Source organism: Bacillus sp. REN10, from assembly GCF_016820555.1.
Classification (GTDB): domain Bacteria; phylum Bacillota; class Bacilli; order Bacillales; family Domibacillaceae; genus Bacillus_CE.
The window spans coordinates 48,917-71,645 of record NZ_JADHDW010000002.1 but is presented as its reverse complement, the minus strand read 5'-3'; the positions used below and the strand labels follow the sequence as shown (position 1 = coordinate 71,645).

The 22,729-nt window shown below is 38.7% G+C and carries 26 protein-coding genes and 1 pseudogene; 15 read left to right on the top strand and 12 right to left on the bottom strand.

Annotated elements, in window-relative coordinates; all coding sequences use genetic code 11:
• Nucleotides 1-127: 127 nt before the first annotated feature.
• The 4 genes from IRB43_RS03625 to IRB43_RS03610 all read right to left on the bottom strand — a co-directional run bounded on the left by IRB43_RS03625 (nt 128) and on the right by IRB43_RS03610 (nt 2,845).
• Complete coding sequence (locus tag IRB43_RS03625; RefSeq protein ID WP_203362085.1) at nt 128-838, bottom strand: DsbA family oxidoreductase; 711 nt, start codon at nt 836-838, stop codon at nt 128-130.
• Between the two features lie 75 nt (nt 839-913).
• Nucleotides 914-1,705 carry a putative hydro-lyase gene (locus IRB43_RS03620; protein ID WP_203362440.1) on the bottom strand — a complete coding sequence of 264 codons (792 nt, stop codon included), beginning with the start codon at nt 1,703-1,705 and terminating at the stop codon, nt 914-916.
• 49 nt (nt 1,706-1,754) lie between these two features.
• On the bottom strand, nt 1,755-2,195 hold the full coding sequence (locus tag IRB43_RS03615; RefSeq protein WP_203362084.1) for a peptidylprolyl isomerase: 441 nt from the start codon (nt 2,193-2,195) through the stop codon (nt 1,755-1,757).
• 86 nt (nt 2,196-2,281) lie between these two features.
• Entirely contained in the window at nt 2,282-2,845 is a 564-nt protein-coding gene (locus IRB43_RS03610; protein ID WP_203362083.1) for a hypothetical protein, read from the bottom strand.
• Nucleotides 2,846-3,120: 275 nt separating this feature from the next.
• On the opposite strand from IRB43_RS03610, the gene IRB43_RS03605 reads away from it, so the two are divergent.
• Complete coding sequence (locus tag IRB43_RS03605; RefSeq protein WP_238941793.1) at nt 3,121-4,599, top strand: sensor domain-containing diguanylate cyclase; 1,479 nt, start codon at nt 3,121-3,123, stop codon at nt 4,597-4,599.
• 67 nt (nt 4,600-4,666) lie between these two features.
• On the opposite strand, the gene megL is transcribed toward IRB43_RS03605, so the two are convergent.
• The 5 genes from megL to IRB43_RS03580 all read right to left on the bottom strand — a co-directional run bounded on the left by megL (nt 4,667) and on the right by IRB43_RS03580 (nt 9,729).
• Nucleotides 4,667-5,854 carry a methionine gamma-lyase gene (gene megL, locus IRB43_RS03600; protein ID WP_203362081.1) on the bottom strand — a complete coding sequence of 396 codons (1,188 nt, stop codon included), beginning with the start codon at nt 5,852-5,854 and terminating at the stop codon, nt 4,667-4,669.
• A 200-nt stretch (nt 5,855-6,054) separates the two neighbouring features.
• Nucleotides 6,055-7,521, bottom strand: coding sequence for a nicotinate phosphoribosyltransferase (locus IRB43_RS03595; protein WP_203362080.1), 1,467 nt, complete (start codon nt 7,519-7,521; stop codon nt 6,055-6,057).
• Nucleotides 7,522-7,539: 18 nt separating this feature from the next.
• Nucleotides 7,540-8,085, bottom strand: a complete 546-nt coding sequence (locus tag IRB43_RS03590; RefSeq protein ID WP_203362079.1) for an isochorismatase family protein — start codon at nt 8,083-8,085, stop codon at nt 7,540-7,542.
• Nucleotides 8,086-8,099: 14 nt separating this feature from the next.
• On the bottom strand, nt 8,100-8,897 hold the full coding sequence (locus IRB43_RS03585) for an NUDIX domain-containing protein (RefSeq protein WP_203362078.1): 798 nt from the start codon (nt 8,895-8,897) through the stop codon (nt 8,100-8,102).
• Between the two features lie 208 nt (nt 8,898-9,105).
• Nucleotides 9,106-9,729, bottom strand: a complete 624-nt coding sequence (locus IRB43_RS03580) for a superoxide dismutase (RefSeq protein WP_203362077.1) — start codon at nt 9,727-9,729, stop codon at nt 9,106-9,108.
• Between the two features lie 184 nt (nt 9,730-9,913).
• On the opposite strand from IRB43_RS03580, the gene IRB43_RS03575 reads away from it, so the two are divergent.
• The 9 genes from IRB43_RS03575 to IRB43_RS03535 all read left to right on the top strand — a co-directional run bounded on the left by IRB43_RS03575 (nt 9,914) and on the right by IRB43_RS03535 (nt 15,197).
• On the top strand, nt 9,914-10,156 hold the full coding sequence (locus tag IRB43_RS03575) for a spore germination protein (protein WP_203362076.1): 243 nt from the start codon (nt 9,914-9,916) through the stop codon (nt 10,154-10,156).
• A gap of 70 nt (nt 10,157-10,226) precedes the next feature.
• Nucleotides 10,227-10,469, top strand: a complete 243-nt coding sequence (locus tag IRB43_RS03570; protein ID WP_203362075.1) for a spore germination protein — start codon at nt 10,227-10,229, stop codon at nt 10,467-10,469.
• A gap of 25 nt (nt 10,470-10,494) precedes the next feature.
• Nucleotides 10,495-10,998 (top strand): Hsp20/alpha crystallin family protein, encoded by a 504-nt coding sequence (locus IRB43_RS03565; protein WP_203362074.1) that lies wholly within the window; start codon nt 10,495-10,497, stop codon nt 10,996-10,998.
• Nucleotides 10,999-11,034: 36 nt separating this feature from the next.
• Nucleotides 11,035-11,457 carry an Hsp20/alpha crystallin family protein gene (locus IRB43_RS03560; RefSeq protein ID WP_203362073.1) on the top strand — a complete coding sequence of 141 codons (423 nt, stop codon included), beginning with the start codon at nt 11,035-11,037 and terminating at the stop codon, nt 11,455-11,457.
• 41 nt (nt 11,458-11,498) lie between these two features.
• Nucleotides 11,499-12,056 carry a hypothetical protein gene (locus IRB43_RS03555; RefSeq protein WP_203362072.1) on the top strand — a complete coding sequence of 186 codons (558 nt, stop codon included), beginning with the start codon at nt 11,499-11,501 and terminating at the stop codon, nt 12,054-12,056.
• 122 nt (nt 12,057-12,178) lie between these two features.
• Nucleotides 12,179-12,613, top strand: a complete 435-nt coding sequence (locus tag IRB43_RS03550; protein WP_343070794.1) for a MarR family winged helix-turn-helix transcriptional regulator — start codon at nt 12,179-12,181, stop codon at nt 12,611-12,613.
• 114 nt (nt 12,614-12,727) lie between these two features.
• Entirely contained in the window at nt 12,728-13,354 is a 627-nt protein-coding gene (locus IRB43_RS03545) for an FMN-dependent NADH-azoreductase (RefSeq protein ID WP_203362070.1), read from the top strand.
• Between the two features lie 174 nt (nt 13,355-13,528).
• Complete coding sequence (locus tag IRB43_RS03540) at nt 13,529-14,719, top strand: DHH family phosphoesterase (RefSeq protein WP_203362069.1); 1,191 nt, start codon at nt 13,529-13,531, stop codon at nt 14,717-14,719.
• A 157-nt stretch (nt 14,720-14,876) separates the two neighbouring features.
• Nucleotides 14,877-15,197, top strand: coding sequence for a nucleotide excision repair endonuclease (locus IRB43_RS03535; protein WP_481748114.1), 321 nt, complete (start codon nt 14,877-14,879; stop codon nt 15,195-15,197).
• A gap of 76 nt (nt 15,198-15,273) precedes the next feature.
• Here the strand turns inward: IRB43_RS03535 and IRB43_RS03530 are convergent, their stop codons facing one another.
• A complete protein-coding gene (locus IRB43_RS03530; protein WP_203362067.1) occupies nt 15,274-15,597 on the bottom strand; it encodes a hypothetical protein in 324 nt (107 codons plus the stop codon).
• Nucleotides 15,598-16,085: 488 nt separating this feature from the next.
• Between IRB43_RS03530 and qoxA the strand changes: the two genes are divergently transcribed.
• The 5 genes and pseudogenes from qoxA to IRB43_RS03505 all read left to right on the top strand — a co-directional run.
• Nucleotides 16,086-17,006, top strand: a complete 921-nt coding sequence (gene qoxA / locus IRB43_RS03525) for a cytochrome aa3 quinol oxidase subunit II (RefSeq protein ID WP_203362066.1) — start codon at nt 16,086-16,088, stop codon at nt 17,004-17,006.
• A 33-nt stretch (nt 17,007-17,039) separates the two neighbouring features.
• Entirely contained in the window at nt 17,040-18,983 is a 1,944-nt protein-coding gene (qoxB, locus tag IRB43_RS03520) for a cytochrome aa3 quinol oxidase subunit I (RefSeq protein ID WP_203362065.1), read from the top strand.
• The gene (gene qoxC / locus IRB43_RS03515) at nt 18,983-19,579 is read left to right on the top strand and encodes a cytochrome aa3 quinol oxidase subunit III (protein ID WP_203362064.1); all 597 of its coding nucleotides are present in this window, start codon (nt 18,983-18,985) and stop codon (nt 19,577-19,579) included. Before qoxB ends, qoxC begins: the two co-directional genes overlap by 1 nt.
• 2 nt (nt 19,580-19,581) lie before the next feature.
• A complete protein-coding gene (qoxD, locus tag IRB43_RS03510) occupies nt 19,582-19,866 on the top strand; it encodes a cytochrome aa3 quinol oxidase subunit IV (RefSeq protein ID WP_203362439.1) in 285 nt (94 codons plus the stop codon).
• A gap of 141 nt (nt 19,867-20,007) precedes the next feature.
• Nucleotides 20,008-20,310, top strand: a pseudogene (locus IRB43_RS03505) (peptidase M6); the annotation flags it as partial.
• 150 nt (nt 20,311-20,460) lie between these two features.
• On the opposite strand, the gene IRB43_RS03500 reads toward IRB43_RS03505, so the two are convergent.
• Together IRB43_RS03500 and menC are read right to left on the bottom strand one after the other, a co-directional pair.
• Nucleotides 20,461-21,537, bottom strand: coding sequence for a YkvI family membrane protein (locus tag IRB43_RS03500; RefSeq protein ID WP_203362063.1), 1,077 nt, complete (start codon nt 21,535-21,537; stop codon nt 20,461-20,463).
• An 88-nt stretch (nt 21,538-21,625) separates the two neighbouring features.
• Entirely contained in the window at nt 21,626-22,729 is a 1,104-nt protein-coding gene (menC, locus tag IRB43_RS03495) for an o-succinylbenzoate synthase (protein ID WP_203362062.1), read from the bottom strand.

Below are 22,729 nucleotides of genomic sequence, written 5' to 3'. Positions count from 1 at the left end.
AATTCTTTCTCGGAAGGCCGAATTCTTTCTCGGAAGGCCGAATTCTTTCTCGGAAGGCCGAATTCTTTCTCGGAAGGCCGAATAAAAAAACCAGCATCTTCCCTTTGGGAATCGCTGGTTTTTTTATTTACATCTCGCAACTTTCGTCTGTACAGGAAGCACTTGCTGTATCAGTTGATAGGTCTTTCAATATAGGCCCTTGACTCTCTTCTTCCCACACTTTTTGTAAGGCATTTAAGAAGGCTTCAGTTGGCTGGGCACCTGAAATGGCATATTTGTCATTAATCACAAAGAAAGGCACACCTTGCACCCCAAGTTTTCGAGCTAAATTCTCGTCTGCTCTTACTTCTTCAGAGAAGCGATTGCTTGCAAATAGATCTTGCACACTCTCTTGGTGTAATCCTATTTCTTTTGCTAATTCCACGAGTACAGCTTGATCATTCACATTCATCGAGTCAGTGAAGTAAGCTTTTAATAATCGCTCAACCATTTCTTTTTCTTTGCCTTGTTCCCTTGCATACTTCGCCAGTCGATGAGCTTGAAACGTATTCGCTGATTTCATATTGTCAAAATTAAATGATAAACCTGCCTCTGCTGCTTGATGGCGAACATTTTCTGTCATCTGTTGAACTTGTTCGACACTCGTTCCATATTTAGCAGCTAACGCTTCATAAATGTGCTCGTCACTTTCTGGCTTAGCATTCGGATCGAGTTCATAGCTTTTATACATAATTTCCACTTCCTCTCTATGCGGAAACTGTTTTAAAGCGGCTTCTAACCGCCGTTTTCCGATATAACAGAAAGGACAAACGAAATCAGACCATATTTCAACCTTCATACTTGCACCCCTCTTCATTGTTTTCCATTCATTTTAACATACTCCCATAGGTTTCTGTTACTATCCTGCTTGTACTCACAGGACAGAGTATTGGCAGTCTTTCATATCTGTAATAAACATATGACCTGGAGCATGGGTGATCACAAATTCTGGTTTGCTAGCCATCACTACTGATTGCGGCGTGGCGCCACAAGCCCAAAATACCGGAATTTCCCCTTCCTTCATAGTCACAGCTTCTCCAAAATCCGGCTCAGCCAAATTATTGATTCCAATCTTTTCCGGAGAACCGATATGAATCGGTGACCCATGTACAGCTGGAAACCTAGACGTTACCTCTACTGCACGAACGACTTGATGAGCTGGAAATGGGCGCATACTGACAACCATATTTCCATAAAAGCGCCCAGCTTCTTGACTAGCAATATTGGTCACATACATCGGCACATTCCGTTGCTCAGCGATATGCCGAATTTCTAATCCATTATCCATTAAGGCGTGTTCAAACGTAAAACTGCAGCCAATTAAAAAAGAAACAAAATCGTCCCGCCAAACATCTTCTATTTGAGCCACTTCTCCCACTAACTCTCCGTGCTTATAAATACGATATTTAGGTAAATCATAACGTAAATCTGATTGAGGAGCTGTAAGTTTTGGAATTGGAGAGCCAACATCTGTTACTTCAATTAACGGACAAGACTTAGGATTTCGCTGGCAAAATAATAAAAAGTCGTAAGCAGCTTCCTTTGGTAAAACGACCAGATTCGTTTGAGTATACCTCGGTGCTAATCCCGCAGTCGGGCCAGTAAATGTATTATTTCTGATTAACATTCTAATTTCTTTCAGTGATTCATATTTCCCTCTCCCCATGCATGTCAAAAAAGAGAGGCACCCTGGCCCCTCTCTTTTTCCCACTTATTTATTCGACATCTACTACTTTTACTTCTTTCATCACATCGCCATTCTTCATTGCAAGAACCGTTTCAAGGCCAGAAGTCACTTTTCCGAATACCGTATGAACGCCATTTAAATGCGGCTGTGGTTCATGAACGATGAAGAATTGACTGCTCCCAGTGTCTTTGCCTGCATGAGCCATAGAAAGACTGCCAGCCTCATGCTTATGAGGGTTGCCTTCTGTTTCACATTTAATCGTTGTGCCGCTGCCGCCAGCACCTGTGCCCGTCGGATCTCCGCCTTGGCTCACAAAGCCCGGAATAACACGATGGAATGTCACACCGTTATAAAAGCCTTCATTTGCTAGCTTTTCGAAGTTTGCTACTGTATTTGGTGCTTCGTTTGGAAATAAATCAAATTCGATTTTTTCTCCGTTTTCCATAATAATTGTTCCTTTTTTCGCCATGTTATCTTCTCCTTTATGTAAAAAAGTATTCAGCTTCTACTATAACGGACAGCCAATCGAAAGAAAAGCTGAAGCCCTCTTCTTTTTTAACTATAGAAAAAAAAGATCGCAAAACTTAAGCAAGTTGAAATTAAACAGGCGAGACCACATACTTTGATCATGTGGTTTGTATAGCCTTTTCGTGTATTATTTGAGCTTATATCTATTTTTCGAGTTTGAAAAAAGAGAGAAATATTAATCAATAAGCTAATAGACAGATAAGTTGAAACCGTCGAAAGCAAACTTCCGTCAAATCCCACCTTTACGTCCGTTCCCCAAAAAGTAAATGCATATAAAAGAAAGACCAAGCCAAGTAATAATTGAAGCGTTAGTTGCAACCGATGCTGTTTGCCCCACTCACTTTCTAATTTTCCCTTTTCATATTCCATCAACCTTCGCATTTTTGTTGACAAAAAATAAAATGACGGACTTTTCTTCAAAGAAATAAACCCTGCTTGAAAAAACAAAATACATGCAACTAATAAAAAAAACACCGCTTGCTTAACATCTGCTGTACTCATGAAAAAAATGACTAGGAAAAATCCAGATATGGAAATATTAAAAATTAAAAATTGGTGTGTTCGTAAACGAAGTAGTTCATCTGTTTTCATCTTTAGCCACCCTCCCCTTCCATTTTACTATAAATATCCTAAAAAAGGATGTACTGAACGATAAAAAAAGTTCTACTATTTGATCATTTGATATATAATAATTGATGCTAAAAGTAGATAATTAATCATTGCACATTTATATCGACTAGCAAAATGAGGTTGCAAAGGAGCAATTATATAAACCGATGAAAATTTCTCTCAAGCATTTATTTTTATTTATTGCCCTTGTTTCAATAGTTTTTACCCTTGCTAGTAGCGCCATAGCTAGTTACCATATGTATCAACAGACTTTAATGAGTCAAACATTAGAAACGAATCGAATATATGCTCAAAAATTGGCCAAATCGACGGATGTCTTTTTAAAATCCACTTTACAAACGTTAGAAACTAGCGCAAAAGAACTCGCTCCCTATATGACTGACAGGAACGACTCTCAGCTGTTTAATGAGGCGAAACAGCTAAAAGACCAAACAGATACATTTAATGCGGTGCTCATTTTAGATGCTAAGGGTAATGTCTTAGCCAATGCGCCGCAAACATTAGAATTAATCGGAAAACCATTAAATTCATTAGGAGGCAAAGAAGCATTAAAAACAAAAAAACCATTAATTTCTAAGCCATATATCTCTTTAACGAATAAACTAGTCATCTTTATTTCTTATCCTATTTTCAATGAAGAGGGACAATATCTCGGATTAGTTGGAGGATCTCTTTATTTAAAAGAAATGAATATTCTTTATCAATTTTTAGGTGAGCATTTTTACCACGATGGTTCATATGTATATGTAGTAGATGAAGATGGACGAGTTATTTATCATCCAAAACAAGAACGAATCAGTGATGTCGTTTCCAAAAACCCTGTTGTCCATCAATTAATGTCTGGAAGGGGCGGTTCACAGCGTGTGGTCAATACAAAAGGAGAAGACATGTTAGCTGGCTATGCTTATATTCCTATCGCTAAATGGGGTGTTGTTTCTCAACAGTCGACGAGTGTAGCCCTCGCTCCAGCCAAACAAATGATCACAGAAATGCTACTTACGTCCTTACCGCTAATCTTGATTTCCATTCTACTCATTTGGTCCCTTTCTAAACGAATTTCCAAACCATTACAACAGCTTGCTTACCATGCTGAGCATAGTTCGGAACAAAATCAGGAAGACCATATTAAAAATATTCACACATGGTATTACGAAGCCATTCAACTGAAAAAAGCACTAGTATTTAGTTTGTCTGCTTTGCACGACAAAGTGAATGATTTTATGCACCAATCAACAACGGATCCATTAACCAAACTTTATAACCGCCGAATGATGAATGCTTATATGAATGAATGGCTGGAACAAAAGCAGCTGTTTTCACTAATCCTTTTAGATATTGACCATTTTAAACAAATCAATGATACGTATGGACATGCAGTTGGAGATGAAGTCCTACTTTTCCTGGCCGAACAATTGAAAAAAATAGCTAGAGCAGAAGATATTAGCTGTCGTTACGGAGGAGAGGAATTTGTTCTACTTCTGCCTGAAACAGGCGAGGAGACAGCCTATCAAACCGCTGAAACACTTCGATCTAACATCGCCAACACAATCAGTCCTTGTGGGAAACCATTAACGATATCAATAGGTATTTCTACTTTTCCCAATCATGCTAAGGGGCTTGATCAACTCTTTAATCAAGCGGATCAATGTTTGTACTTAGCTAAAAAAGCGGGAAGAAATCAAACAATCCTATACAAAAAGCTAAGCAATCTGTAAGAAGCTCCATATACATCTGAAAAGGTAACTTCACAGCAGGCATTTTTCTGTTGTGAAGTTACCTTTTTTAATTTCTGCTATTCAATGCCCGCTCAAGGTCTTGCCAAATGTCTGGTCTTGCCTCAAGTCCCACCGATAGACGGATGAGTTGGTCGGTAATGCCCATTTGTTCTCGAATTTCTTTCGGTATGCTTGAATGCGTCATCGTCGCCGGATGCTGAATCAGTGTTTCCGTATCGCCTAAGCTGACAGCGATTTTAATTAAAGAGAGATGGTTCAGTACAGCTTGAGCTTCCTCTTTACTTCCATCAATCTCGAATGAAATCAGCCCTCCCCCTGCTCGCATTTGCTTATTCATAATGGCATAATCTTTGTTCTCTGTATCTCCTGGATAGAACACTTTTTTCACAAGTGGATGCCGTTTCAATTGTTCAGCAATATAGGCGGCATTTTCGCAATGACGATCCATTCGCACAGGCAATGTTTTCAGTCCGCGTAATAAAAGCCAAGCATCAAATGGAGAAATGACTCCGCCAATATCCTTTAATGTTGTCATCGCTACTTGCTGAATAAATTCCTTCTTCCCTGCAACAAGTCCGGCAATGACATCTCCATGACCACCGATAAACTTAGTTGCACTGTGAAGCACAATATCACATCCAGAGCGGAGCGGCTGTTGTAAGTATGGAGAGGAGAATGTATTATCAACAACCACTGGAATCCCTTGTTCCTTGGCTACTGTCGCCACCATCTCTAAGTCAATCAACTTCATTGTGGGATTAATCGGTGTTTCCACATAAATACAAACTGTTTCAGGCCGAATCAATTGCTGAATCTGCTCTTTTGTCTCCATTGCGCAAAAATCATGCTCGATAGCATATTTCTCTTTCATCAACGTCAGCAAACCAAAGGTACAGCCGTAAATGCCTTGTGAACAGATAATATGATCCCCCGCTCTTGTTAAAGCAAATAAAATCGCAGAGACAGCTGCCATCCCTGACCCAAAAGCCAGTCCTGCTTCCGCCCCTTCAAGCTCTGCAATGCGCTCCTCTAATGCTCGTACCGTCGGATTGCCAAGTCTTGAATAAATATATCCTTCTTCTTCACCAGCAAATCGTTTCTCCCCTTGTTCCGCACTATTAAAAGTGAAAGTTGATGTTTGAAAAAGAGGTGTGGACAAGCTACCTAAATACTCCTTCGCATCATAGCCTGCATGGATAACCGATGTTTCCATATTTTTATATTGTTTTTTCATCGTATTTCGCCCCCAACTAAGATGTTTGTTTTTTCTAAATTATCTCACTATTAATAGTGTATTACAAAAACAAACAGAAGTCTCTTCATTGGTGACCTAAAGTTGATTTTAGACACTCTTCTTTACCCTTTCACGAAAAAAGATCCTTTTATCACCAATAAATAAAAGGATCTTTTTCATAGGTTCATTTCTTTATTATTTCATCCATCCATCTTTTTAACTTTTTTCCAAACTTCCTCAATATTCTTCATTTTATTATCCCAGCAAGCTTGACTTAAATCGACTGGATATTCTTCTGGGTTTAACGAACGCTTATATTCTTTCCATAACAGCTGCAAATTATCTTTTACGTACTGTTGAATATCCATAATTTCAGGAAGCTGATAAATGAGTTCTCCATCAGCAAAGATTTTTTCATGAAGTTCTTTCGCTTCAAAATTCGTGACAAACTTCGAGATAAATGTATGGACAGGATGAAACATTTTAAGCCGCTCTGCTTGCTGCGGATGCTCATCTTGCATGGCAATGTAGTCTCCTTCAGCTTTTCCATTCCCCTTGTTAATAATGCGATATACCCTCTTTAAACCAGGAGTGGTCACCTTTTCTGGATTTCCAGAAATTTTGATTGTATCCTCCATTTCCCCTTGTTCATTTTCAATAGAAACGAGCTTATATACCGCTCCTAAAGCTGCTTGGTCAAAAGCGGTGATCAACTTTGTTCCAATGCCCCAGCTATCGATTTGTGCTCCTTCTGCCTTTAAGTTCATAATAGTATATTCATCCAGATCATTAGACGCAATAACTTTCGCATGAGGAAATCCAGCGTCATCTAACATTTTCCTCGCTTCTTTTGATAAATACGCTAAATCTCCACTATCTAAACGAATGCCAACAAAATTGATACGATCTCCCAGCTCTTTTGCTACTTTAATCGCAGTAGGGACTCCTGACTTTAACGTATCGTATGTATCTACTAAAAATACGCAATTTTTATGTCGTTCAGCATATTTATGAAAGGCTATATATTCGTCTTTATACGTTTGAACGAGAGCATGCGCATGAGTACCTGACACAGGAATACCAAACAACTTCCCGGCTCTTACATTGCTCGTTCCGTCAAAACCGCCGATAAAAGCCGCTCTAGTCCCCCAAATGGCTGCGTCCATTTCTTGAGCACGCCGACTTCCAAACTCCATCGCTGCTTCTTCGCCAACGACTTGCTTGATTCTTGATGCTTTCGTCGCAATGAGTGTTTGGTAATTCACAATGTTTAGTAAGGCTGTTTCGATAATTTGCGCCTCGGCCAAGGAAGCTTCCACTCGAAGAATCGGTTCATTTCCAAATACAAGCTCCCCCTCTTTCATAGAAAAGAGTGTGCCAGTGAACCTCATCTGTTGCAAATAAGCAAGAAAATCTTCTTCATAACCCACTTCATGGCGTAAATAGTCAATGTCGCTATCGGTAAACTTAAAATTTTTCAAGTAGTCTACCATTCGTTCCAATCCGGCAAAAACAGCATAGCCATTTCCAAATGGAAGCTTTCTAAAATATAGCTCAAAGACGGCTTTCTTATTATGAAGGCCATCGTTCCAATACGTCTCTGCCATATTAATTTGATATAGATCTGTATGTAAAGCTAATCCGTCATCTGGATATCCCTTCTTCATTTTTATACCCTCCACCCCTTAAATGACCTTTGCCCCTAAACAAGATGTAAAGTGGCCTAGTGCCCAATCATGACCTTGTTGATTAAAGCTTGCGACAGCTTCTTTATGAATCACAATATCATATCCTTTATTGTACGCATCCACCGCTGTATGAAGCACACAAATATCCGTACAAACACCGATAATATGCACTTCAGTGATGCCGCGAGCACGGAGTTTTATATCAAGGTCGGTTCCAACAAAAGCAGAGTAGCGTGTTTTATCCATATAATAAAGGTTAGCATTTTCTTTATGCTGTTCGTACAATTCTTGAAGCTGGCCATACAAGGCGCGACCACTTGTCCCTTCAATATTATGGGGAGGAAACAGCCTTGTCTCTGGATGATACGCATCTTGTTCGTGATGAAGATCAATTGCCAAAACGACATACTCTCCTTGTGCTAAAAACTGTTTGGTGATCGAAACAATTTTTTCTTCAATTTCTTCTGCTGGCAGCCCTACAGGCAATGCCCCATCCACAAAATCTTTCGTATAATCAACATTAATTAATGCCTTCTTTCCCACGCAAATCACTCCTTTTATTTATAAATACTTTTGATTGGTACATAGTCATTAAAGCGATACAATTTTGTTTTATATTTAGAATTTCTTTGGGTCGTTTTAGGCTGACCATTTTCAAGCGTCACCAGTTCAAGAAACGGCATTCTCGGTGCTTTCCGCCAAAAAAACGGTTCGGACTTTACCACCTCATCCACAATCTCCTCGCATACACTTAAAATCACATTTCGCAATTCGGAGAGTGTAAATTCTTTCGGAAGAAATTCTTTCGCCAGCGTCGTTTGGAGCATATCGATTTGAATAATTTGCAATGCATCTTGAATAATTTCTTTATGATCAAAAGCAAGTGGGAGTTCCATCGCTTCCCGAACACTAAATAACTGCACATCCGCTGCATCATCCCCGGCTTTTCGTTCAGCAAGTACATACTCTGGAACCACCGCATAATGAGCATTTGTAATCATCCATCCTCTAGGATCCCTCCCCTCCTTGTCGTAAACCCCGTAATGCTTTAAGTGGATACCTCCAATACCTGTTTCTTCTTCTAACTCTCTCATAGCTGCTTCAAAAGCCGTTTCTTTCGGCCCCACAAACCCTCCAGGCAGCGCCCACTTTCCACCTTCTATATTGGGCTGTCCTTCTGCATTTTCCGCTGCCCTTTTAATTAACAAAATACTTAATGAATGCCCTGTCGCCATCCTCTCATTGCGCGTAATCGTAAAAATCACGATATCACTCGTATACCCATCAGGGGTTCGATACTTTTTCACATCATATACTTTTAATGCTTCTTGATCATTGACAAATTGATTTGACAAACAGATCCACCTCAACAAAATGATTAACGATTAGTTAATCATAAAATAATATAAAAACTCTATAAAATCAAGTTTTATTTTAATTTTCTGTCTTTTTTATCTAAGAAGTTTAGCTACAGAAACTTTTCTGTAGCTTGTTTAACAAAAGAATAAAAAAACCCTCCTGAGTTACCAGGCTCAGGAGGTTATTATGGCATTTCAATTACCCTTATGCAAGTTGATGCTTCGTTTTTAAATACAATTCATTAACTACATCCCAATTGACTGTATTCCACCAATTGGACACAAATTCTGGACGTCGATTTTGATATTTCAAGTAGTAGGCATGCTCCCACACATCGACGACGAGCAAAGGCGTCTTTCCTTCCATTAGCGGTGTGTCTTGGTTGGCTGTACTCATCACAGACAGCTCTTCACCGTCCATGACTAACCAGCCGTAGCCGCTGCCAAACCTTGATATTGCCGCTTGCGATAGCTTGTCCTTAAAATTATCAAAGGAGTTGAAATAGTGATCAATCACTTTGGCGATATCTCCATTCGGCTCACCGCCTCCATTTGGGCTCATCAATGCCCAAAACAAACTATGACTGTAGTGACCGCCACCGTTGTTTCTAACAGCTGTTTGTATTTCTTCCGGTAGTTCTGACAGATAGGAGAGCAAATATTCAAGAGACTTCCCTTGTAAATCTTCATAGCCCTCCAATGCCTGATTTAAATTATTCACATACGTCGCGTGGTGCTTCCCATGATGAATTTCTAGCGTCCGCCCGTCTATAAATGGCTCTAATTCATCATAATCATATGGCAATTCCGGCAATGAAAAATTAGCCAACATTATTCCTCCTCTTATTTTTACTCAGGTAAATTTTTTTTACCTAACGCAAAATTTATCGTAATCAAAAGGAAAAGTCAACCATTTTCTCTTGAGGCTGAATGGCAATGAAGTTCAGGCGCTTGTCATACCTTTCTCTTCTGCCGCATAAATTAGTGACAATCGGGATATGGGAGGGGAGACTATGCCCACAATTATTAATGTTTACAGCCTAAAAATTAATAACATTTCTAATAATGGTTCGTTAAACATTGGAGATGCCTTACACAATGCGCATACAGCCAATGCCAAGTCACAAGGCAGCAACTCATCTTATGGAGATATTTCTCCTACCGAATCACTTATGGAGAATGTCTTTATCGATCCGGATGTCAATGATATGGGTGATATTGCCAACCCAGCAAATGTGAACTCTACGCAGCTGTAGCTAAATTTTTGATTCCTTTTTTACGCTGCTTTCATATAGTAACTATGGGATAGAAAAAGGAGGAACATCCATGCCTTTTATTATTAATATCGTCAATATGAAAACGAACGGAGTAACTCAAAACGGAAATATCGACATTGGGGGAACCGTCCATAACAGCCATACAGCTAACACGAAATTTATTGGCGCCAATATTTCATTGGGGGATTTCTCACCGCCATCTTCATGTATGGGCAATGCGGTGTTAGATACAGATGTCAGTGATCAAGATCAAATTGCCAACCCATCTTTACCGATCGCCAATCAGTTTTAATTAAAAAATGAAAGGAGTGTCCTTTATGTTTCCTTTTCAATCTCCCTTTTCAACAAACGAAGAATGGCAAAAATGGATGAAACAGTTTAATCAAGGGGACATTGAAAAATATGTCCAGAATGTTCTAACACAATCCTTGCCAGATGCCATGCAAAAGCATCAAGAATCATTTGATTTTTTAAAACAAACTCCTTTTTCTCCCTTTGCCAATCAACAGCCTATTAACACGTCTCCGGAAAAGGAAACTCCAACTATTCATATTTCTGTCTTTGAAACCCATGAAGATGTGTATGTAAAAATTCCACTAGAAGATACTTCCATGTTTTCAAATCTGAAAATTTATCACACATCCAATCAAGCGATCATTGAAGGCATTCCAGAGGCTGAAGATAAGAAAATCGTCATTCTCCCGGCTATTGTAAAGAAAAAAGGAGCCGTTGCTCACTTTAAAGACGGTATTCTTCAAATTAAAATCCCAAAAGAAATTGATTTGCAATATACAGAAATAGATGTCCCTGATTTGGAGTAACTTTTCATAATCAATCAGAACAAGGAGGAACAAGTCTTGGATTTCGATAAATTTAAGCAATGGATGAACTTTGCTCAACACTATCAGTCCGGTGAGTTCTGGAATCATATTTTTGAGAAGTCTAAGACCAAAGCGGATCGATCGATGGAGAACTTCCCCCCTGTTGACGTGTACGTTGAAGATTCGCGAGTTATCATTCTAATTGAACTTTCCGGACTCACTAAGGACGATATACAAGTATCTGTATCCGGTACAACACTCACGATTCAAGGCCAAGTCAAAAATTTCTTCAGCGTCTCTCCTGTTTTACAAGAGCGGTATTATGGAGAATTCAAACGCACCATTCAACTGCCGGAACCAGTAGAAAGCAGAAATGTTTCCGCTAAATTTTATCATGGGCTCCTTTTTCTCAGCTATTTTCGAACCTACGCTAAGGAGGAACATATTTTTATCGAATAACCCTCCTTCATTCACAAAAAATTTATGAGGGAGTTTAATCAATGAATCCTAATTATGACGTTGAAACAGCCCTTTCAAAATTAGAAGCTGAGCTCAAACAAGTACAATTTCAATTAAAAGAAGAAATGCCGCCCATACAGGAAATTAAACAGCTACTTCAACACATCCAACAGCAAATGAACACGCCGATTATTATTCATCATTCGTTTTCTGACACGCAGCCTTCCCCTTGCATTGAACAACTAGAGTACTCCCAACTAACACTAAATCAATGTGAAAGTTCTATCGCTAAAGTGACCCACACGATGGATCTGATTCAAAAACAACTCAAACTGTTAGAAAAAGAGATGAATCAATTAAACGCCATTATTTCACGAACAACAGGAAAAGACTCAATCGTTTACCAACAATTTCACATTGATCATCTATATCTGGACAAATATGAACTAACGAATAATTTAGGACAACTTGGTGTTAAAGAACTAAGCGGATCACTGCATATTGGAGCCTCTTACGGAAACATTCCTAACCCTGAAGAAATGACGGACAAACAGAAAGAACTATTACAAAAATTTAAAAAAATAAATAAGGAAAAGTGACTTCAATATGATCGTCGCAGTCACTTTTTGATCCTTTTAAAATAAAATACTTATTTATTGACACCCTCCCCCCTATTAGTTACACTATCGTTGTCAATAGTATGTATAGCAACTATTTGTAGGTGATTAATTTGAATCCATCATTAGATGAATATATTAGTATTTATCTTCATCAAACAGACTTACTGATTACGAGCGAAGTGAAAAATCGGCTCGCTCCATTTAATATTGCTCCTGAGCAAAATTTAGTGATGATGCTCCTATGGAGGAAAGACGGACTAAGCCAACAGGAAATTGCTGAAAAGCTGCAGAAAGACAAAACGAATATTGCCCGCATGTTGCTCAACTTAGAGCAAAAGGGATTTATTCGCCGAGTTTGCTGCCAGCATGATCGCCGCTCGCTCAAAGTCTTTCTTACTGATAAAGGAGCTGATCTTAAAGCGAGTGTTATTCCCATTGCTGAAGAAATCAACAAACAACTTTACAAAGGCATTTCAGAAAAGGATTTACAAATAGTCCGATCTGTCTTGTCAAAAATGCGTGAGAATCTGCAATAATTCTCATTCTTTTTAATTCTTAATGTTGCTATAGCAACATCTTTGATTCAAAATTTTATCCTCATAGTGCATACATGTTATTGAGCAAAAATTTAAGTAAAAGAGGCGAACAAAATGGAAAAAGTATTATTTATTAAAGCGAATTCCCGTCCAGCAGAACAAGCTGTCAGCGTGCAGCTTTATCAGTCATTCCTTAATAGCTATAAAGAAGCTCACCCCGAAGCGGTGATTACAGAATTGGATTTATTTGAAGAAAATCTGCCTTATTACGATACAGCGAAAATTAACGGAATGTTTAAGCTCGCAAAAGGAATGGAATTAACGCCAGAAGAACAACAAGCGACTGAAGTAGTTAATAAATATTTAAATCAATTCCTTGCAGCTGATAAAGTAGTTATGGCCTTCCCACTTTGGAATTTTACAGTCCCTGCAGTTTTACATACGTACTTTGACTACTTATGTCAAGCAGGCAAAACATTCCGATACACACCAGAAGGCCCTGTAGGTATGATATCTGACAAAAAAGTGGTACTGTTGAATGCAAGAGGCAGCGTATACTCGGAAGGCCCAGCCCAATCTGTAGAAATGGCTGTTAACTACGTAACAAACATTCTCTCATTTTTAGGAATTACAGACCTAACTACCGTCATCATCGAAGGTCACAACCAATTCCCAGACAAAGCAGCAGAAATCATCGAAGAAGGCGTACAAAAAGCCGCACAACTAGCCCTTCAATTCTAGGTGCCTGTCACTCCCCGATTTTTGTCGAATAGCCAAAAGCCCCTCCTTTCTTTTTGTTCTTAATGAAGGAGGGATTTTTTGTGTAAACGAAAAGATGGACTTGAAAGCAGAAAGTCCATCTTTTTTCAATATTTCTCCTCTTTTTTCACCATACTACATAATGAGGTGAAGAATATGTATCGACTACTATCACATAATGATTTAGATGGCGTAGCCTGCGGGATTTTGGCAAAACTCGCGTTGGAAAAACAAGTACAAATTCGCTATAATTCGGTTTCCGGTCTCAATCATGAAGTTCAATGGTTTTTAGAACATGGGAATCCACAAACATTTTTACTGATTACTGATCTATCAGTAAATGAAGAAAACGAAAAACGACTCAATCAATTTTATCAAACAGGCGGAAAAGTCCAACTGCTAGACCATCATCAAACCGCTCTGCATTTGAATGAGTACGATTGGGCAAAAGTTGTCATAGAAGATGATACCAGCAAACTGACTTCAGCCACATCCATGCTCTATGAATATTTGATCGAACGAAAACTAATGGAACCCTCTACAGCAGTGACTGAATTCGTTGAGCTTGTCAGGCAGTATGACACGTGGGAATGGGAGAAAAATGATAACCATGACGCCCAAAGGCTGAATGCACTCTTCTTTTTAATATCAATTGATGAATTTGAAGAAAAAATGATCTACCGGTTAACAAATAGCGAGCATTTCTTCTTTGACGAATTTGAGCAAAAAATATTAGACATGGAAGAAAATAAAATCGAACGCTATATTCGTCGGAAACGCCGGGAGCTCGTTCAGGCCCCCATCGGCAATTATTTCGCAGGTATTGTTTATGCAGAATCTTATCATTCAGAACTTGGCAACGAGTTAGGGAAAGAGTATCCGCATTTAGACTATATCGCTATTTTGAATATTGGTGCTAAACGAATCGGGTTTCGAACGATCCATGATCATATTGACGTCTCTCAAATTGCGAGCGATTTTGGAGGCGGTGGGCATAACAAGGCAGCTGGTTGTTCCTTAACAGAGGAAACATATACATCGTTTGTCACGGATACCTTTCATCTTGAACCATTACGGGAAGACGCAAAAAGAAATCGTTACAATTTGAAAGAATCTTCCTTTGGTTCCTTATATGAAAATAGTACTGAAGAACGTTTCCTCCTTCATCCGATAAGCAATCATCAATGGGCCATCAAACACAACAAAGAAAAAATAAAAGAAACATTCACGAATTTTATAGAAGGAGAAAGCTTCCTGAAAAGAAATTACGGAGCCTGGCTGGCAAGAGATGATGGATTTGTTCATCATTTAATGGAGCATGTGAAGGAAATTCGACAATCACAATAAGAAGGCGCTTTGTCCCCTTCTAGTGGTGAAAACAACAGAAGTATGCTATAGTGGGGATCAATTTAATGCGAGTTCTGTAAATAAAACTAGGAAGTGACTTATATTGATTAAAATTACCATCCCTGAACCAAATGTCATTATTAAAAAAGGCAAACAAATTGGAGAACCCGGAGAACCAGCACTAAGTACCGAGTACGGCTTTACAGATTATACAAAAATTGCCCGTGATAAAGGCGGCATTTTCATGTTTTTTGATGTTCATGATCAACTACTGTATGTAGGGAAAGCAAGAAAGCTCAGACAGCGAATTCGCAAAAACTTCGAAGACACCGTTTCTCCCATTAAAAATCATAGAGACGAAGTATATAAAATAGCCGTGTCATATATTGAAGATCCGGTTGAGCGAGACATTTACGAAACCTACATCATCAATAAACTTCAAGCCAAATACAACATCGACAAAGTTTTCTTTAAATAAATAGGGAGGTGCCTGTCACTCCCCGGATTTTGTCGACAAGACCGCTGCATTTCAAAAGGCAGCGGTCTTTTTTATGTTAGATAAAATAGTCTTTGTAGTAAAAGAAGGTTAGGGCAGCAGCTACTACAGTGTAGAAAATCGCAGCATAAAAAGAAATCGTCGGATAAAATTTTTGTTTCTTTTGCTGATCCACTTTGATTCCCGTTTGTGACTGGATTTTCATTTCAACGTTTCTGCTTGCAATCCCTCCCGAGGTGTTAAAGAAATACACGGCAACCATTCCCATTAATCCCACAACAAAGGAATAGTCTATGAATGGGACATCGAATGCTTTCATGATGATATAATTCATGATAGCCAGTATTACAATAGTAACAATAAAACAGAGTAACTTTTTCACAATACTCCCCCTTTTAACTTAGCTGTTCTCATTTTCTTTTCAGATAAATGTAACTGAAAATTACAAATATTACAAATTAATTACACATTAAAATGCTGACCTTTACAAAACTTTACCTTTTCTCATTAAATGAACCTCCAATGAAAAATATATTGAAATAACTATTTTGTTAATCTTTATATTTTATTTGTTATTTATATGACACAATATGCGAAAAAAAGATGAAATGGAAATTATTTTTCCTTTACATTTAATTCACATAAATTCCATTTTGATACCTATTTTGTAATGATTAACTTACAATATTGAATCTTTTGTGACATAGCGATTTTTCAATTGTCTTTTAAATCAAATGCGAATAATATATATGACACAGATATATTTCAATTAATTTACATCTATGATCCATAGAGAATTATTGTGAAATATTTAACAATTTAAACTTATTGTTTGACAGTGATTCATTATGTTTAAGGAAGGAGTACACAATGAAGATGAAATGGGCTTTTTTATTCGTTATTTTCACTATTTCCACAGTGCTTACAGGTTGTGGAAATTCTTTGATGGTCTTAGATCCAAAAGGACCATCTGCCAAGACACTATCTGATACGATTATTTTGTCAATCATCGTAATGGCAGGTATCTTGCTAGTTGTTTACGTGCTTTATGCGTATGTACTCACAAAATACCGTGCTTCAAAACTAGATAAGGATTATGAACCTCCGCATGAGGAAGGAAATCACTGGCTGGAATTGACTTGGACTGTTATTCCAATCATTATCGTTATTTTCTTATCTGTTGTGACTGTAAGAACAACAAATGAAGTGGAAACTACTCCAAAAGGCTATGCCAATGAAAAGCCGTTAGTGATCTATGCTTCATCCTCTAACTGGAAATGGCATTTCAGCTACCCTGAAGAAGGAATTGAAACGGTGAACTACGTAAACATTCCAACTGACCGACCAGTTGAATTCCGATTATATTCATTTGGCCCAATCACTAGCTTCTGGATCCCACAATTAGCTGGACAAAAGTATGCGATGAGTGACATGGTCACAAAAATTCACCTTGCTGCTGATACTCCAGGATCTTATATGGGTAAAAACTCGAACTTTAACGGTGAAGGATTCGCCCACATGGAGTTTGAAGCACAAGCAATGCCAAAAGCTGATTATAAAGAATGGGTAAGCGATGTAAAAGAAACAGCACCAAAATTATCAGAAAAAGAGTTTGATAGTCTTTTAGAAGCCGATCATGTAGGACGCAAAACGTATACATCTACTCACTTAGAGTTCCGTCCGGCTCCAGAAGGCGAACATGCTGGACATAATCATGGAACAAGCGCGAAGGAGAAAGAAACATGTCCTCCGACTGCAAGCAACAACATGCCTCAAGATGAACAAAAATAATAACTTTTATAGAGCACGAAAGGAGTCACACAGATGAAATGGGACGAATTTTTCGTAACCGGTGAACCGATGATCTATGCTGCGATGGCTAGCATTGTCTTGGTTTCCGTTGCTATCGTTGCCGGGCTCACCTATTTTAAAAAATGGGGATACCTTTGGACCGAATGGTTAACGACTGTCGATCATAAACGTATTGGTGTCATGTACATCATAGCTGCTTTATTAATGCTTTTCCGTGGAGGCGTTGATGCCGTATTAATGCGTGCACAAACAGCTGTGCCGGAAAACGGACTTTTAGATGCACAACATTACAACGAGATTTTTACAACACATGGGTTGATCATGATTCTATTCATGGCAATGCCTTTTATTATTGGATTGATGAACGTCGTTATTCCGCTTCAAATCGGAGCGCGTGACGTAGCATTTCCGCGATTAAATGCCGTAAGCTTTTGGTTATTCTTTTTCGGGGCGATGCTATTAAACATTTCCTTCGTGATCGGTGGATCACCAGATGCAGGTTGGACAGCATACTTCCCTCTAGCTGGTACAGAATTTAGTCCAACAGTAGGAAATAACTATTACGCTATTTCTCTGCAAATCGCTGGTCTTGGTACATTAATGACAGGTATTAACTTCATTGTCACGATTTTAAAAATGCGTGCCCCTGGCATGACATTAATGAAAATGCCAATGTTTACTTGGTCTGTATTAATCACAAACGTCATTATCGTATTTGCTTTCCCTGTATTAACGGTTGCACTTGCACTAATGACACTTGACCGTCAATTCGGCACACAATTTTTCGCGATGAGCAATGGCGGAATGGATATGCTTTGGGCCAACCTTTTCTGGGTATGGGGACATCCTGAAGTATATATCGTTATCCTTCCAGCGTTCGGAATTTACAGCGAAGTCATTTCTACTTTCGCTCGTAAAAATCTATACGGCTATAAATCAATGGTTGCCAGTATGGTTGTTATCTCTTTATTATCTTTCATTGTATGGGCGCACCACTTCTATACAATGGGACATGGAGCGATGGTTAACAGCGTCTTCTCCATTACAACAATGGCGATTGCGGTGCCAACTGGGGTTAAAATCTTTAACTGGCTATTCACATTGCGTAAAGGAAAAATCAGCTTTACAACGCCAATGCTTTACTCATTAGCCTTTATTCCGATCTTTACGATTGGTGGAGTAACTGGGGTTATGCTTGCAATGGCAAGTGCCGATTATCAATATCATAATACAATGTTCTTAGTTGCTCACTTCCACTATGTATTAATTCCTGGTACGGTATTTGCCGTGATTGCCGGATTCCATTTCTGGTTCCCGAAAGTATTCGGTTTCCGTTTAAATGAACGTCTTGGCAAAATTGCATTCTGGTTTATTGCTATCAGCTTTAACATCACATTCTTCCCGCTGTTCATTCTTGGACTAAACGGAATGACACGCCGGATGTTTACGTATTCAGCTAGCACAGGCTACGGCCCATTAAATATGCTTTCATTTATTGGTGCCATCGGTTTAACAATCGGGTTCATCGTTCTTGTATACAATATTTATTGGAGCATCCGTTATAGCCCACGCGAAACAACTGGTGACCCTTGGGATGCAAGATCATTGGAGTGGAGTACACATAGCCCTGTTCCATTCTATAACTTTGCAAAAGTGCCAAAGATCAATTCTCTTGACGCATTCTGGTTCTCTAAGAAAAATAACGAGCCGCTCACTGATGATGGTCCATATGAACCGATTCATATGCCAAACAACAGCGGACAACCATTTATTATGGGTGTAGCCTTCTTCTTCTTAGGATTCTTTATCGTCTTTAGCTGGTGGGTTCCAGCAATCCTTGCTGCACTAGTTGTTTTTGGAACAATGGCCTACCGCACATTTGAACAAGATCACGGCTATTACGTTTCTGTTGAAGAAATTGAACGCACTGAAAAAGCATTGCGAGGTGAAGGATAATGAAAATAGATAACTCGCTACCTTTAGAATATAGTACAGAGGAGAATAAATTAAAGATCTTAGGATTTTGGATCTTTTTAGGGGCAGAAATTGCCCTCTTCTCCACCCTCTTCGCTGTCTATTTTGTTTTAGAACATCGAACAGGAAATGGTCCGGCTGGTTCTGAAATTTTTGAAATGGGACCAGTTATGCTTGAAACGATTATCTTATTAACGAGTAGCTTTACAATCGGCCTTGGTATCAACGCGATGCGCCTTGGTGCGAAAAAAGCGATGATGACCTTCTTTGGTATCACTCTTGTTTTAGGCTTAGCCTTTTTAGGAGTAGAAATCATGGAATTCGTCACATACGTTCACGAAGGAGCTACAATGCAAACAAGCGCCTTCTTATCTAGCTTATTTACTTTGCTTGGTACTCACGGAGCCCACGTAACATTCGGCTTCCTATGGGGAACAGCGATTTTAATGCAAGTGAAAAAGCATGGATTAACGCCTGAAACAGCCAATAAATCGTTTATCTTTTCTCTATACTGGCATTTCCTTGATGTCGTATGGATCTTTATCTTTAGCTTTGTATACTTGAAAGGATTGATGTAATGATGAAACAATACTTCCCAAGACATCATGTGATGGGATTCGTTTTCTCACTAGTCCTTTCACTTGCTGCCCTAACAGTTTGGTACTTTGACATGACATTTACAGCTGGCATGACCGTACTGCTCGTTACAGCAATCGCTCAAGCTAGCGTTCAATTATTACTATTCATGCACATTGGAGAAACATCTGACCGAGCTACTCTCTACACAAATATCGCCTACGCTCTATTTGTCGGAGTCGTAACAATCCTTGGCTCAATGTTCACAATGATTTGGGGTTATATGTAAGTTGCCTTTCCCCAGACTTTGATCAACACCCATCGAAAAAACCGCCAATCCTTCGCTAGGATGGCGGTTTTTTTAATAGAGAAATCAATGATACTCGAAAACTACTTATATTTACTAAAACAAAATTAGATCTCCCCCTGTAATCCAGAAGCAATTATCGGTTCATTGAATGGACAACCGACAACGAATCAGAGCACTCGTTATCAAATTGCTGATGCAGCTTTCGGATTAGATCAAACACCAGAATGGTATATTAACTCACCTACACGCGGCATTTATGATTATCAAGGTCTTCCAGGAATCACGACATTTGATGATACCAGAAAATATATGAATGAACAGATCCCAGATGCTGGACGAAACGTGCCAAATCATGGATTAAAATTCCAAGTAATTGGTGAAGCAAAAGATAACTCAGCGGGTGCTGTCTGGATTCGTAAATAATAACCAAATAGGCTGACTTACAAAGAATGTACTCCTGCCACCTTCAACAACTTAAGCTTTTTGAGCAGTGAAGGTGGCAGAAATCTATCCCTTTTTAAGTCAGCTTTTTGACGATCTATCTTAACTAAAGATCTTTCGTTTTATGTATGTTCAGCCAGTCCATTTAATATCTTTCGCTGAAAGCTTCTGTCTCTTGAATCGAAACGAAGAAACAATGATAGCTGTAATGACCACCATACCGAGATAACCGACGATTGGATAAAGCGTGCCGACTAGCTTGACAAAGCCCACGAAACTAGCACAAAAAGCAACAAGAGTAAATAAACTGACGGACAGTTTAAATGATTTATGTTGAGCGGGAACCATTCTAGCTGTAAAAGCGTAAATCATGCCAACTGTTGTATTATAAATCATAGCCAATAATACAAAAGACATGAAATATCCGATAACCGGAGAAATCTCATTAGCGATATAAACAATAGGCATATCTACAGATTGAATCTCTTTAAAGTTCATGAGCATTGAGACATTAATAAGCAAGATTAAGATTCCTAGTCCCGCTCCTCCAAAAAGCCCTCCTAAACGAGCTTTTCTTTCATTTTTTTCTGCTCCTCCAATTAGAGTTAGCACGGCAGCACCGGCAGCAATATTGTAAGAAACATATAATACCGCACTAACCATCCAATTAGAGGTAGCTGTGTTTTCTGTTTTTCCTAATTGAAATAGCTCTACATCTCCTCCATATTGCATGAATGAATACACAGCAACAATTCCAATCATGATAAATAAGAAAGGTGTCATTAAGCTAATAACTGCAATCATTTTTTGAAAGTTAAAACAAACCGTAATAATTGTCAAAAGTGTCATCAACAGGCTGCCATATAGCGGAGGGATACCAAATTGCTGCTGAAAAATAGAACCGCTCCCTGCGATCATGACAGCAGCGACACCAAATAAAAAAAATGTAATGACAACATCAACCCCTCTGCCTAATACTTTCCCACAAATCAAATCAATCACATGTTTATGAGATTGTGTTTGAAGTCTCGAACCAAGTTGTAAAATTTGCATCCCTAAAAAAGAAAATAGTACAGTCGCAACAAGCGTTCCTAAAATGCTTATCCAACCGAAGCTTGTGAAAAACTGCAAAATTTCTTGTCCCGATGCAAACCCTGCCCCAACTAAAATACCAATATAAGCCCCAGCAATTTGCAAAACTTTTTTCATGATAACCCCTCTTTTTGTTTTGAATATTCTGACTAATGTTCATTTAAGAAACACCCGGAATTCCCAGGTGCTATTTATACCTATATCCTTAGTATACTTTCTTCTTTAGCGTAAATTGTTCTACAGCCTCTAAATCGATCTCATAACCAATTCCCGTTTCTTCTGGAACAGTAATTAATCCATCATGCACAGTGACTTCTGGCTGAATAATATCTTTCTCCCAATAGCGAGAGGAAGCAGCTGTATCCCCTGGCAATGTAAAATTACTCAACGTCGTTAATGCAATATTATGGGCTCGCCCGACTCCCGCTTCAAGCATTCCACCGCACCACACATCAATTCCCTTCTCCTTACATAAATCGTGAATTTTCTTCGATTCGGTTAAACCGCCTACTCGGCCGACTTTAATATTAATAATTTTGCAACTTCCTAGTTGAATAGCTTTACGGGCATCTTCACAAGAATGAATGCTTTCATCTAAGCAAATCGGCGTATTTAATTCTTTTTGAACCGTTGCATGATCAACGATATCATCCGATGCTAACGGCTGTTCAATCATCATTAAGTTAAATTCGTCCAGCTGCTTTAATAGTTCTAAATCTTCTAATCGATAAGCGGAGTTGGCATCAGCCATGAGAGCTATATCTGGATAAATGCGGCGAATTTCTCGAATCACATCGACATCCCATCCTGGCTTAATCTTTACTTTAATCCGTTTATATCCCGCCTCAACATGCTTTTTCACAATGGCAAGTAACTCTTCAACAGAATCTTGAATGCCAATACTGATTCCAACTTCAATAGACGTTCTTTCACCACCAAGACATTTGTACAAAGGCATTTTTTGTCTCTTCGCATATAAATCCCAAACGGCTCCTTCAATTGCTGATTTAGCCATATTATTTTTTCGAATAGAGGCAAATAGTTCAGATAATTCATCCGGATGAGAAATCTCTGTTCCTTTTAGCATAGGAATCAAAAAATCTTCTAGCATATGCCAATTTGTTTGAAGCGTTTCTTCGCTATATAAAGGTGACATAAAGGCTACAGACTCCCCCCAGCCCGATACACCTTGCTCATCTTTTACTTCTACTAAAATAAACTCTCTCATTTGTATCGTGCCAAAGCTAGTCGTAAAAGGAAACTTCAATTCCATCTTTAAATGTCGTAACACAACTTCTTGAATGTTCAT

Excerpts from the sequence above, each read along its gene's own strand:
- IRB43_RS03540 (WP_203362069.1), top strand. The coding sequence starts at position 13,529 with ATGTATCGACTACTATCACATAATGATTTAGATGGCGTAGCCTGCGGG.
- IRB43_RS03610 (WP_203362083.1), bottom strand. The coding sequence starts at position 2,845 with ATGAAAACAGATGAACTACTTCGTTTACGAACACACCAATTTTTAATT.
- IRB43_RS03500 (WP_203362063.1), bottom strand. The coding sequence starts at position 21,537 with ATGAAAAAAGTTTTGCAAATTGCTGGGGCTTATATTGGTATTTTAGTT.
- qoxB (WP_203362065.1), top strand. The coding sequence starts at position 17,040 with ATGAAATGGGACGAATTTTTCGTAACCGGTGAACCGATGATCTATGCT.
- qoxD (WP_203362439.1), top strand. The coding sequence starts at position 19,582 with ATGAAACAATACTTCCCAAGACATCATGTGATGGGATTCGTTTTCTCA.
- IRB43_RS03620 (WP_203362440.1), bottom strand. The coding sequence starts at position 1,705 with ATGGGGAGAGGGAAATATGAATCACTGAAAGAAATTAGAATGTTAATC.
- IRB43_RS03595 (WP_203362080.1), bottom strand. The coding sequence starts at position 7,521 with ATGAAGAAGGGATATCCAGATGACGGATTAGCTTTACATACAGATCTA.
- IRB43_RS03570 (WP_203362075.1), top strand. The coding sequence starts at position 10,227 with ATGCCTTTTATTATTAATATCGTCAATATGAAAACGAACGGAGTAACT.
- qoxA (WP_203362066.1), top strand. The coding sequence starts at position 16,086 with ATGAAGATGAAATGGGCTTTTTTATTCGTTATTTTCACTATTTCCACA.
- IRB43_RS03575 (WP_203362076.1), top strand. The coding sequence starts at position 9,914 with ATGCCCACAATTATTAATGTTTACAGCCTAAAAATTAATAACATTTCT.
- IRB43_RS03565 (WP_203362074.1), top strand. The coding sequence starts at position 10,495 with ATGTTTCCTTTTCAATCTCCCTTTTCAACAAACGAAGAATGGCAAAAA.
- megL (WP_203362081.1), bottom strand. The coding sequence starts at position 5,854 with ATGAAAAAACAATATAAAAATATGGAAACATCGGTTATCCATGCAGGC.
- IRB43_RS03625 (WP_203362085.1), bottom strand. The coding sequence starts at position 838 with ATGAAGGTTGAAATATGGTCTGATTTCGTTTGTCCTTTCTGTTATATC.
- IRB43_RS03605 (WP_238941793.1), top strand. The coding sequence starts at position 3,121 with ATGTATCAACAGACTTTAATGAGTCAAACATTAGAAACGAATCGAATA.
- qoxC (WP_203362064.1), top strand. The coding sequence starts at position 18,983 with ATGAAAATAGATAACTCGCTACCTTTAGAATATAGTACAGAGGAGAAT.
- IRB43_RS03545 (WP_203362070.1), top strand. The coding sequence starts at position 12,728 with ATGGAAAAAGTATTATTTATTAAAGCGAATTCCCGTCCAGCAGAACAA.
- IRB43_RS03615 (WP_203362084.1), bottom strand. The coding sequence starts at position 2,195 with ATGGCGAAAAAAGGAACAATTATTATGGAAAACGGAGAAAAAATCGAA.
- IRB43_RS03555 (WP_203362072.1), top strand. The coding sequence starts at position 11,499 with ATGAATCCTAATTATGACGTTGAAACAGCCCTTTCAAAATTAGAAGCT.
- menC (WP_203362062.1), bottom strand. The coding sequence starts at position 22,729 with ATGAACATTCAAGAAGTTGTGTTACGACATTTAAAGATGGAATTGAAG.